Genomic DNA, 10,925 nt, shown 5'->3' with positions numbered 1-10,925 from the left:
CGCTGCACAAGCGCCCTGCTGCCTACACATCCAAAACTGACCACAGGACAGGATTGATTGGGAAAAGGAGTGGGCATCTGTTCACTGGGCAGGACGGGTATTGCTGTGATGCCGACTGGAATGCCGCAATCTTGCTACGCAAGACGCGGAGCGTCATGAACATTGCCCAGTGGGACGGGTTTTCGTGTCCTCTGAGTCTAAAAGAAGCCGTATCTGTAATGGGTACGGTCGGCTCAGGGGATGGGGTAGTTGGCAATCCCCTGAACTCCATGAATACCTTGCAGTCTAAGGTTGCAAGGGGCTAGAAGGGAGAATCCCCCGGTTTCTAACCGGGGGAGTGTCAAAGCCCCTTCGGATACCAATCGGCAGCGGTCGGGATCCCTGAGGAAAGTGGGCTGGCAAGGTGTTGCTCCACCAACCAACAGAACTCCCGCTCGAAGGTGACCAGGGCGCGGTTGGTTTTCCCCCCCAGGTAAAGGCCCGACTCGGTTTGCAGGGCCCAGATTTGGCTATGGCTGAAATAGCTCATCACCACCCCGACCATCAGCAGCCCAAACCCGAGATAAACCCAAGGGATGCCGGGATCCGACTTAATTTGGAGGCCGGTAGCCCCAATCACCTCATCCAGATACAGGGTGAGTTGATCATTCAGGGCTAAACTCATGCCCTGGCGCAGGGATCCGATCCATTGGCCGTCAGTGTTGTAGAGCAGTCCCGTCCCTTGCAGGTCGGGCAAAAGTAGGGTTAACCCCTCACTCAGATCTGGCTTGGTGGGCACAAAAGCCCCCCAAAGTTTGTTGCCTGTCTCGGTGCGCACCGGCACCACGGGGATTTGAAAGCTGGGGCTATTGTTGACCCGGATACGGGCGCTATCGATGCTCCAGTCTGCTTGGTAGAGGGTGACTCCTTGGTAGGAGAGGGGATGGTTAACGGAGATCGTTTGCCGTTTCACTTCCTGGTCCTGCTCCAGTATGGAGAGATCCGAGTAAAACTGCTTAATGCGACCCTCGGGAGAATAGTCAATCCAGAATCGATTCACCCGAATTTGCCAGGTGGGTAGGTGAGCTCGAGCCAGATCCCCGGCGCCGGTCAGGTGTTGAATGGGGGCGATACTGCCGCTGGGGATTAATTCTTGCGCCTTAAAGCCGCTGATACTGCCCCAAATGGCACCCAGGAGAATCAGCAGCAGACTGACATGCACCAAAATGGGGCCGATTTTGCCGATCAACCCCTTACGGGCATAGAGGCGATCCCCCTCCTGAAAGACCGCATAGCCCAGTTGTCGCAACTGTTCCGGGATCCCTTGTAGGGTCTGTTGGGGGAAATGGGTGTGAAAGGGCAGGCGCTGAAAAGATTGCGGACGGGTGAAGTAGCTCCAGCGACGGGCCACTTTCAACATCGGCCATTGGCGGGTGAAGGAACAGGCCGTGAGGCTGCTGCCAAACAAGATCAGAATCGCCAAGAACCAAGGGGTGCGATAAACATGATCCAACCCCAAATTCAAAATCACCCGCCAGGTGAGAAAGCCAAACAAAGCCGGATGTTCCGGATAATTGGCTTGATAAAAAGCTACTGTTTCGTCCTGCTCGATCACCGTACCTGTGGCGCTCAAGAGGGCAATTACCAGTAACAGACCAATGGCCAAGCGCAAATCCGCAAGCAACGGCAGCAGTTCATGGCGAAAATACCGCCGCACAGAAGAGACCAGAGCCATGGGCACGTTAACCAAAGCAAAATTGATAGGGGGAGTCCAGTCCACCGTTCTTGCTACGCAAGGTGCGGAGCACTATCTTAGCCCGCAGCGACAGGGATCCCACTTTAAGCCCAAGCCGAGAGCAGGGTAAGGGTGCCAAACCCAATCAAGATCACCCCACTGCCATAGGTTAGCCAGCCGGACCAGCGCCGCATCGATAACAGTTGTTTGAGGGATCCGGTAAACACGCCCGCCAAGACCAGGGGAAAAACCAACCCCAGACCATAAGCCAACAGCAAACCCGCCCCCACCCAGGGTTGGCCTGTGGTGGCAACCCAACTGAGTAAAGCCACCAGAACCGGCGTGCTACAAGGAGAAGCCACCAAGCCAAAGGTCAAACCCAGTAAAACGGCCCGGCTCAGCCCCGGCCAGTGCCCCGGAATGTCAAGGCGGTTAAACCAATCGGGAAAGCGCAGCGGGATCACCTCTAGCAGGTTGAGCCCCATCAGGATGGCAATCACTCCCATCACATAGGGCCAAAAGGATCCCGTTTGTCCGTAAACCCGACCCAGTAAGGCTGCCCCCAAACCCAACAAGGTCAGGGTAAAGGCAACCCCAGCCGCAAACCCTAGGGACTGGATCAAGGCTTGCCAGCGGATCCCGTTGGCGGCTTCGGGGGAATTGGGGGTATAGCCGCCGATATAACCGATGGTGATGGGGAGCATGGACAACATGCAGGGGGAAAGGCTGGTGAGCACTCCGGCCAAGCCCACCACCAGCAAGCTAAAAGGAGAAAGGTGCTGAAGCTGAAATTGAACGAGTTGAGTCGCCCATTGCTCCAGGTGATAGAGCCACAATTGCAAGGTCTCAACCATACGGGATCCGGAACTGTTTCTTTGAGTCTAGACATTCAAGGTGGGGAAAACCAGCTGACAACTCCCTAGGAAGCCACTTGGATCCCGATTTCCATGCGCTCTCGTGTCAGAGCGAGGTTCATTTTCTCCAGCCATTGCAAAAGGTTCTCCAGTTGCTGAGGCGGGGTCATCATTCCCAATCCACGCACCGTCACTTTACCAGATTGATAGACAAAGCGAGGTTGCAAATGGGCGGGAAGGGTTTCCTTGAGGCGATTCCAGGCGGGTTCTTCCATGGGTGTTTCCAGCACAATATGCTCTTTGGCCGGTTTAATGCGCGAAAATCCAAGGGAACGGGCTATCAGTTTTAATTCCATCACCCGCAACAGTTCTTGGGTAGGTTTGGGTATAGGACCAAAACGGTCTTGCCACTCTTGGGTGATCTGAAAGAGCTCAACCCGAGAACTGGCTGTCGCCAATTGTCGGTAGGCCTGCATTTTTTGATCTCCATCAGGTATGTAGCTTTGGGGGATCATTGCCGTAACATTTAGGTCAATTTGGGTATCTTCCACCTGTGGAATCTCTTGGCCACGAATCTCTTTGATCGCATCCTGTAACATCTCCAGGTACAGATCAAAACCCACAGCATTGAGCTGACCCGATTGTTGGGTTCCCAAGAGATTCCCGATACCACGAATTTCCATGTCTCGCATTGCCAATTGGTAACCGGATCCCAGTTGGGTAAATTCTTGAATGGCCTGTAGCCGTTTGCGGGCCTCTTCGCTGAGGATCCCATCTTCTCGGTAGAATAACCAGGCATGGGCTTGGATCCCGGCCCGACCGACTCGACCCCGCAATTGGTACAACTGGGAGAGGCCAAAAGCTTGGGCATTTTCGATCAAAATAGTATTCACCCTCGGGATATCCAGACCGGATTCGACGATGGTGGTACAGACCAAAATATCGGTTTCGCCGTTGTTGAACCCCAACATGGTGGATTCCAGTTCACCTTCTGGCATTTGTCCATGACCGATGGCAATGCGAGCTCCCGGTACCCATTCCCGCAGTTTGGCACTGGTTTCTTCAATGCCTTCGATGCGGTTGACCACATAAAAGACCTGTCCACCCCGATCCAATTCCTGACAAATGGCAGTGCGAATCACCTCAGGGTTGTAGGGGGAAAGATGGGTTTTAATCGGGCGACGGGAGGGAGGGGGTGTTTGAATCAGGCTCATTTCCCGTAGTCCGGAAAGGGCCATGTAGAGAGTGCGAGGGATCGGTGTAGCCGTGAGGGTGAGAACATCCACCTGGGTTTTGAGGGCTTTGATCTTTTCTTTTTGGTTAACGCCAAAACGTTGCTCTTCATCGATGACCAAAAGACCAAGGCTCTTAAAGTGAACATCTTTACCTAGCAACTGATGGGTACCCACAACCACATCCAATTCGCCACTTTTGAGACGGGATAAGATTTCTTTTTTTTCTTCATTGCTGCGGAAGCGATTGAGTAAGCCTACTTGAATGGGATAGGGAGCAAATCGCTCCTTTAGGGTGTGGTAATGTTGCTGGGTGAGGATGGTGGTTGGTGCTAGCAGAGCCACCTGTTTGCCTGCGGTCACAGCTTTGAAAATGGCGCGGATAGCCACTTCCGTTTTCCCAAAACCGACATCGCCACACACCAGTCGGTCCATGGGGCGAGGAGACTCCATATCTTGTTTGACTTCCTGGACAGCACGAATTTGATCAGGAGTGAGGGGATAGGGGAAGGAGTCTTCCATTTCCTGTTGCCAGGGGGAATCAGGAGGAAAGGCAAAACCGGTTTGTTCGGCCCGCTTGGCATAGAGTTCGAGAAGATCAAAGGCAACTTTTTGAATGCTTTTTTTAACTTTCTGCTTGGTTTTTTCCCAGGCGCTCCCGGACATTTTGTTCAGGGTGGGAGGGGCATCGCTACTGGCGCGATAACGGGAAAGAGCTTTCACCTGGTCGGCGGCCACCCTAAGTAGGCCATCACTATATTGAATGACCAGATATTCACGGGTTTCGTTGCTAACCGTCAGGCTTTCTAGCCTGAGAAACTTGCCAATGCCATGGGCTTTGTGAACAACAAAATCGCCGGGTTGTAACAGATTGGGATCCACCTGACGGGAACTGGCTTGGCGGCGCTTGCGCACATAGGTAGGGGTGGCAAGGCTGTGTTGCCCGAAAAACTCGCGGTCGGTGAGTAAGACCAGGCGCAGGGTTGGCAAAATGAACCCCTCTAGCTCGGCCAGACCGGAATACTTAAGGGCGACCGGGGTATGAGATTCTACTTGTCGATCCAGTGCCGGAAAATCTTTCGGGTTGGGCACATATTGGGCAGGGCAATCGTGTTCTTGCAGCAGGGCAACAGCACGGGAGGGTTGGGCCGACACAATCCACACCTGCAACTGTTGCTTGCGGTGTTCCCGGATTGCTTTGGCCAGCGCTCCAAATTGGTGGGGAATGGCTTGTACGGCTCGCCCTTTCAGATCGAACGTTGCTGAGTTAGAGCCGTTGGGGATGGGAGCAGAAAAAGATCGAACCGCCAAGCGGGCAAAGGGGATCCCGTTTTCTGGGCTGAGATCCAAGGGGCGATGGAAGGGAAGAATCGCGGGTTCTGCGGCTTGGGCCAGTTGCCATTGTTCTTGGGCGTGATAGAGCCATTGCTGGCTGTGGGCCTGACATTGTTCCGGTTCGTCAATCAGGATCAGGGTAGAGGGATCCAAATAGCTGAGCAGGTTGGCGGGTTGATCGTAGAGTAAGCCGAGAAAACGGCGCAGCCCTTGAGGTGGATGGGCCGGGTCACTCAACTGGGCTTGTAGGGTTTCAGAAAGATGCTCGGCTTTGGCCTCCAGAGCAGGCTGTAGGATGGAGCCATAGCCGGTGGGGGTGAGCCAAATGGAGGGGATCCCCTCCTGGGAGCGCTGGCTGACGGGGTCAAATTCCCGCAGTTTTTCCAGTTCGTTCCCAAACCACTCCAGGCGGACTGGCCATTCGCAGGCCACCGGAAACACATCGAGGATATCCCCCCGTTGGCTCCACTGCCCCTCATTTTCTACGAGGTTGACCCGTTCGTAGCCGAGGCGGGCTAGGTGTTGTCCCAGTTGTTTGGGGGAGAGTTCCATCCCCACTTCCAACCGGAGACAGAAGGCCCGAAAAACCTCGGGAGGGGGAAGATGGGGTTGCAAAGCCCGCTCGGTTGCTACGCAAGCAACGCCTTTTTTGCCCTGAAGGCAATCCGCCAACACTTGAAACTGTCCCCATACCAGCTCCGGTTCTGGGTCAAAGGGTTCGTAGGGGGAAGCCTCGGAGGTGGGGTAAAACTGTACCGTGTCCCAACCCATGCCCTCCAGTTGGGCTGTCCAGCGACTGGCTTCTTCTAGGGTGGCGGTGATCACCAACAGGGATCCCTGCTCCCGTTGAGCCACAGCTGAAGCAATCAACCCCTTGGGGATTCGCCCCAACCCCTGCACTTCTGCCCACTGCCGGGATCCCAATTGTGCCGAGAGATCTTGAATCAGGCTGGATTGAGCCAGAAAGCGTACCAATGGGATAAAAGACATCACCACCCCCCAATGCAAAAGCAGATCCCCAACAAGCAGGGATCCCAATTTTGGCAGGCAGAGCCTTGGATCAGCAGCAGTTAGCTAGGGATACTTTCGTTGAGAGGCTCCAGTTCGGCTCCAGAGGGCATTCTCTCCCAGAACTGGGCCAAATGCTGTAGGCCAATAAAGCCCAACTGCCATAGGATCAAAGCCAGAGGGCCGCGCTGTTGCCGCTGGATTTTCAGGGCCAGAGCCAACTGTTTGGGTTGGAGGATATGTTGCTGCTCAACGAACTGGCAGAACTGCCGATCCGATTGACTGAGTGCTAACAAATCAGGCGCGGTCGTTTCCATGGATCTGGCTTCACAAAAGAAGCGGAGCTTGCATAAGTTCTCTTCAGAGTAAGCGCTAGCTTAGGGTACCCCCAAGGCGAGTCAGGGCACAGACCACTGCGGTTTGTAGCATATCCTACCGGAGCTTGAGGTTCATCCCCAAGGGTCGTCCCCAAAGGGATTGTCTGACCAGTAGCCCCCTTGCTGTTGTGGGGGGGGCTGCTGTGGCGGTGGGGGGGGCATGTATGCGGGGGTGGGAGGAGGCGAAGCGGGTATGGGGGTCGGCTTCTCCATGTCTTCCACGCGAGGCAGATCAGCGGGTTTGGGTTCGACACCGAGGCTCCTCAGTTTCGCTTGGGCTTCTTCCACTTGGGCATTGAGTTCCTCTAGGTAGGCGCGGTAGTGGTTGGCGGCTTCCAGGTACTGTTTGGCTTTTCTTTCGTTGTCGAGAACAACTTCTTCCAGCTCTTTGGTGCGAACAGTATAGTCGGCTTCTTGGTTGGTTAAATTTTCGATGGCTTGGTTAAGTACAGCCCGACGGCGCTCCAACTGGGCGACAATTTCCGTCAACTGTCGTTCCCGCTCACTGAGGCTGCGCTCCCGGTTTTGGGTTTGCTCCAGTTGAAAGCTGGCTTGGCTGAGTTGCTCACGTAAGTACATGACCTGGGGTTCAGTCTCGTTGCGCTCCTGTTGCAACTCAAAGACCCGCGCCTCCAGATTGTCTTTTTCTTGTTGTAGGACTTCGCGCTCATTCAGCAAGCGAGTGTAAAGCTGATTGATAAAATCCACCTCCATCACCACCTGACTGAGCTGGGTGGCATATTCCCCTACTAAAGCCAAATCCCGAGCCAGGCTTTGGGTTTCGCTGGTGGCTTGCTCGGCAAAAAATTGCGGGAGTTGGGTGGTTTCTCTGAGGCGTTGGGTAAACTGTCTAAAACGGAAAGAGAAGTTGTTCGCCATTGCCGGTGCGGTAGCCTCGAAGGTCGGGATGATGCCGATAGCCAGACGTCAGGATGAATGGTCTGTATTTCATTCACCTTAGCATCGCCGAGGGGCTTTTTTGGGGTAGATTTTGGCTTGAAGAGTAGGTCTTAAGCCGGATCTGCAGGGGTTTCGGAAGTTGTTTCAGGGGCATCTGTAGCGGGAGCTGCCGATCCGGGGCGGGGGGGACTCGAATCGGTGGGTAGGGTAGAAGCAGGATCACTGGTCTCAGCCAAAGCAACTGTGGGTTCTGGACTGGACCAAGCAAGCCACCCAAGCAACCGCTGCAAAAGTTGAGTGCGCTGGCTGCCGACTACAGAAAACTGGCTTTCGATCTGGTCGGTGGGAATCGGCTCAATTTGGGCTAACTCTGGCTCACTCAAGAGGAGTACTCGTGCTACTGCCACGGGGATCTGCAAAAACAAGTTGGCCCCCCAAAAACCAAAGGCAGCAATGGCCAAACCGGCGATGCGGGTGCCTGTGCCAGGGGTGAGTGCCGCAAACAGTGGGGCAAAGTCATAAAGGCGCTCACAGACTTCCAGCATCAGGATCGCGGTCAAAACCGTGAGAATTTTCTGCTCGGGTCTGAGAAAAGCAGCCAGGATCCGGCGCTGTTCAGGGGTGAGGTCTTTGGGGGCAATAGACACCACCAGCAGGCTAAAGATATTGAAGGGTTTGCGCCACTGCATGACAAATGTCGGCACAATGCCCACTACCGCTACCCAAGCCTGCTCCACCCCCACCGGAAAAAGGGGATCCCCTGTGGCCAAACCGATGAGGGTCAATCCGATCCAGAGGGGAAAGACGAGGATCCCGGCAGCATGGATCCAGAGGAAAGGCTCCTGCCAGTGTTTGCGCATGGTTCAGTCGTTCCGGCGAGTGGTGGGTAGCTGAATGGGAAAAGCCTGGGTGATCTAGGGGCGGCTCATGGATTTATCAACCACTTCCAGTTCTGTTAAACGAAAACTGACCAATTTATCCCAGTTGCCCCCTTCAAACAGAACAGCAGCTCGGTCATCGGTGATGCGCTGCACCTGGCCTTCGAAGAGATAGTAGGTGTCGGCGGGGTTGGTGACGCGCACGGCAGCTCCGGGGTAGATGAGGGGGTCTTCCATCAAGGAGGGGTTTGGGGTCGTTGTGTTCATGGCGGCTTTCCATTTCTTCAGTAGCCCTGCCCTATCATTATGGGGGAAAGCCCATCCCAACATTCCAACATCCCAACAGGTAAAGTACCCGTGTGATGGCTACTGATACCGATTCTTCTTCTTCCGCTCTGCGAACCTGGCATGTACTGGTGATCGATGATGACCAAGGGCGGCGGGCCGTGGCGCTGAATGCGGCAACCTATTCGATTGGCCGGGATCCCAATAGTGCGATTGTGGTTCATTCGTCGGCCATTTCCCGGCAACATGCGCTGCTGCTGCGGCTTCCGCAAAAGACGGGTCAGTACGCCTATCGGCTGCTGGATGGGAATATCGAGGGCAAGCGCAGTACCAACGGCATCTCGGTGAATGGGAAGAAGTGTTTTTCCTGGGATCTCAAGGATGGGGATCAGATCCTGCTGGGGGATCAGGTGCCGATTCAGTATTGCATTCGCCAGTTGTCGGAAGAAGATTTTCAGCAATACTTGCAATCGGCCAGCTTTCGCAGTGTAAAGGCGGAGGTGGTGGATCGGCGCTCGACCACGATGCAAAAGTTTGATCCACCTGTGACTCAGGTGATTTTGCCGAAGGAGGAGACGACAGAGAATATCAAAGAAGCTATGCCCCGCCGCCGCAACGCCCTTTGGCTGTTGATTCAGACCGTGTGGCGGCGTTTGCGACAGGACAAGCGGTAATTCTTTCCTTCTCTTTACAGCACACTTATCCCTCGGGAATGCCCACCTGATCCACTTCCGCCATATCAGCAGGGATCCCGTCGGAGTTGGCTCGGCTGTTTTCTCGGTCTTGTTCGGCCACGTCTGCTTGGAGATCCCGTAGGGAGGGTATTTCTTCTTCCTTTGACTCAGCTTCGGCTCTCACCAATACCCCACGTAGCCAGAGGGGGGCAACAAACGTAGTGGCGATAACCATCACAATAATGCTGACATCGAGGGCATCGGAGAGAACACCGCTAGCAGCCCCAACACCGGCGAAGACCAAACCGACTTCACCGCGCGGGATCATGCCTACCCCAATCGCATATCGGTTGATGCCCGGTTTGCCAAACGCTCCCAAACCGGCGGCTAACTTGCCGAGGATGGCCACCCCAATCAAAAAGAGGGCAATCACCAAACCTTCTCGGTTGGCGGGAATGGCGGGGTTAAGAACGGCGAGATTGGTTTTGGCCCCGACACAGACAAAAAAGATGGGTACCAACAGATCGGAGATGGGTTTAATTTGTTCTTCTAGCTCCTGTCGTTTATCGGTTTCTGCCAGGATTAAGCCTGCAGCAAAGGCTCCCAAAATGGCCTCTAGGTGAATGATTTGACCAACATACGCCAATACAAACGCAAGGACAAGGGCCGGTAGAAGGGGATTGCCTCGGGTTTTGAGGCTGTTGAGGAGAGCAACAAAATAAGAGCTGAGCAGACGCCCCAAGACAATAGAACCGACCAAGAAAACGATGGCACTGACAATAATGATGCCGATATCGGTGAGGTTAACTTCTCCGTTTTTGGCCAATCCGGCAACCACTGCCAAGATGATGATGCCGAGAACGTCATCCAAGACGGCGGCACCGATGATCACTTGTCCTTCTGGGGAAGTGAGTTTCTGTAATTCGGCCAAGACACGGGCGGTGATGCCGATGCTGGTTGCGGTCAGGGCAGCTCCGGCGAAGACGGCGGGAATGACGGGCACCTGAAAGAAGTAGAGCAAGCCGAGAGTACCAGCGAGAAAGGGGACAGCGACACCAATGACGGCTACGGCTGCCGCTTGCGGGCCGACTCGCAACAGTTCGCTGAGATCCGATTCCAGGCCGATTTCGAACAAAAGAATGATCACTCCAATTTCGGAGAGGATATCGATGATCTCGCTTTGGGCGGAGAACACCTCGGTCAGGGATCCCTCGCTGAGACCAGCGGTGGCCTGCAAAAATTGCATCAGCGTGGAGGAATGGGCCAGGGTTTGCAGTTCTTCCCCGGTTACCTGTCCTTCGCGGAACACCAGCAGCCCCAGCACGGAAGCACCCACCATGACGCCACCGAGCAGCTCGCCAAGCACGGGGGGAAAGCTAAGACGAACGGCAATTTCTCCAGCAATACGGCTGGCTAGGTAGATCACCACCAAAGCCATCAGCACCGCAACCAGGATTAGGGGAGAAAGATTGGCTGCTACTTCTGCTTCGGCGGGGCCGGCGGTTTCTACGGCGAGCAACAGCGGGTTCATGCAATTGAACAGCAAGATCTCAACCTCAGATGGGACAGCCTTGTGTCTTCTGCTGGCGCAAACAAGATGGGGATGAGGACGGGATCCCTTGTCCCCTGCCAGAAGACTGTTACAAAAGCTAACCTTCATTGGGATCC

General features: G+C 54.8%; 9 protein-coding genes and 1 pseudogene. 2 read left to right on the top strand and 8 right to left on the bottom strand.

Features of this window, described 5'->3' with window-relative positions; all coding sequences use genetic code 11:
- A pseudogene (locus tag JX360_RS07355) lies at positions 1–305 on the top strand (hypothetical protein); the annotation flags it as partial.
- 35 nt (positions 306–340) lie between these two features.
- Here the strand turns inward: JX360_RS07355 and JX360_RS07350 are convergent.
- The 7 genes from JX360_RS07350 to JX360_RS07320 form a co-directional block, all read right to left on the bottom strand.
- Positions 341–1,714: a cytochrome c biogenesis protein gene (locus tag JX360_RS07350; RefSeq protein ID WP_244350007.1), complete on the bottom strand. Its 1,374-nt coding sequence runs from the start codon at positions 1,712–1,714 to the stop codon at positions 341–343.
- 104 nt (positions 1,715–1,818) lie between these two features.
- Positions 1,819–2,568 (bottom strand): cytochrome c biogenesis protein CcdA, encoded by a 750-nt coding sequence (locus tag JX360_RS07345; RefSeq protein WP_244350006.1) that lies wholly within the window; start codon positions 2,566–2,568, stop codon positions 1,819–1,821.
- 65 nt (positions 2,569–2,633) lie between these two features.
- Positions 2,634–6,125: a transcription-repair coupling factor gene (gene mfd / locus JX360_RS07340; protein ID WP_244350005.1), complete on the bottom strand. Its 3,492-nt coding sequence runs from the start codon at positions 6,123–6,125 to the stop codon at positions 2,634–2,636.
- Between the two features lie 80 nt (positions 6,126–6,205).
- Positions 6,206–6,460 (bottom strand): DUF2949 domain-containing protein, encoded by a 255-nt coding sequence (locus JX360_RS07335; protein ID WP_244350004.1) that lies wholly within the window; start codon positions 6,458–6,460, stop codon positions 6,206–6,208.
- A 132-nt stretch (positions 6,461–6,592) separates the two neighbouring features.
- Positions 6,593–7,399, bottom strand: coding sequence for a hypothetical protein (locus JX360_RS07330; protein ID WP_244350003.1), 807 nt, complete (start codon positions 7,397–7,399; stop codon positions 6,593–6,595).
- Between the two features lie 131 nt (positions 7,400–7,530).
- Entirely contained in the window at positions 7,531–8,280 is a 750-nt protein-coding gene (locus tag JX360_RS07325) for a low-complexity tail membrane protein (RefSeq protein ID WP_244350002.1), read from the bottom strand.
- Between the two features lie 54 nt (positions 8,281–8,334).
- Positions 8,335–8,565 carry an NAD(P)H dehydrogenase subunit NdhS gene (locus JX360_RS07320; RefSeq protein ID WP_244350001.1) on the bottom strand — a complete coding sequence of 77 codons (231 nt, stop codon included), beginning with the start codon at positions 8,563–8,565 and terminating at the stop codon, positions 8,335–8,337.
- A 95-nt stretch (positions 8,566–8,660) separates the two neighbouring features.
- Between JX360_RS07320 and JX360_RS07315 the strand changes: the two genes are divergently transcribed.
- The gene (locus tag JX360_RS07315) at positions 8,661–9,257 is read left to right on the top strand and encodes an FHA domain-containing protein (RefSeq protein ID WP_244350000.1); all 597 of its coding nucleotides are present in this window, start codon (positions 8,661–8,663) and stop codon (positions 9,255–9,257) included.
- Between the two features lie 25 nt (positions 9,258–9,282).
- Here JX360_RS07315 and JX360_RS07310 read toward each other — a convergent pair whose 3' ends face one another.
- Positions 9,283–10,788, bottom strand: coding sequence for a cation:proton antiporter (locus tag JX360_RS07310; RefSeq protein ID WP_244349999.1), 1,506 nt, complete (start codon positions 10,786–10,788; stop codon positions 9,283–9,285).
- Between the last annotated feature and the right edge of the window lie 137 nt (positions 10,789–10,925).

Origin of the sequence: Thermostichus vulcanus str. 'Rupite' (genome assembly GCF_022848905.1) — a bacterium.
Classification (GTDB): domain Bacteria; phylum Cyanobacteriota; class Cyanobacteriia; order Thermostichales; family Thermostichaceae; genus Thermostichus; species Thermostichus vulcanus_A.
The sequence above is the reverse complement of the archived record's forward strand: the minus strand, read 5'-3'. Positions and strand labels throughout refer to the sequence as shown.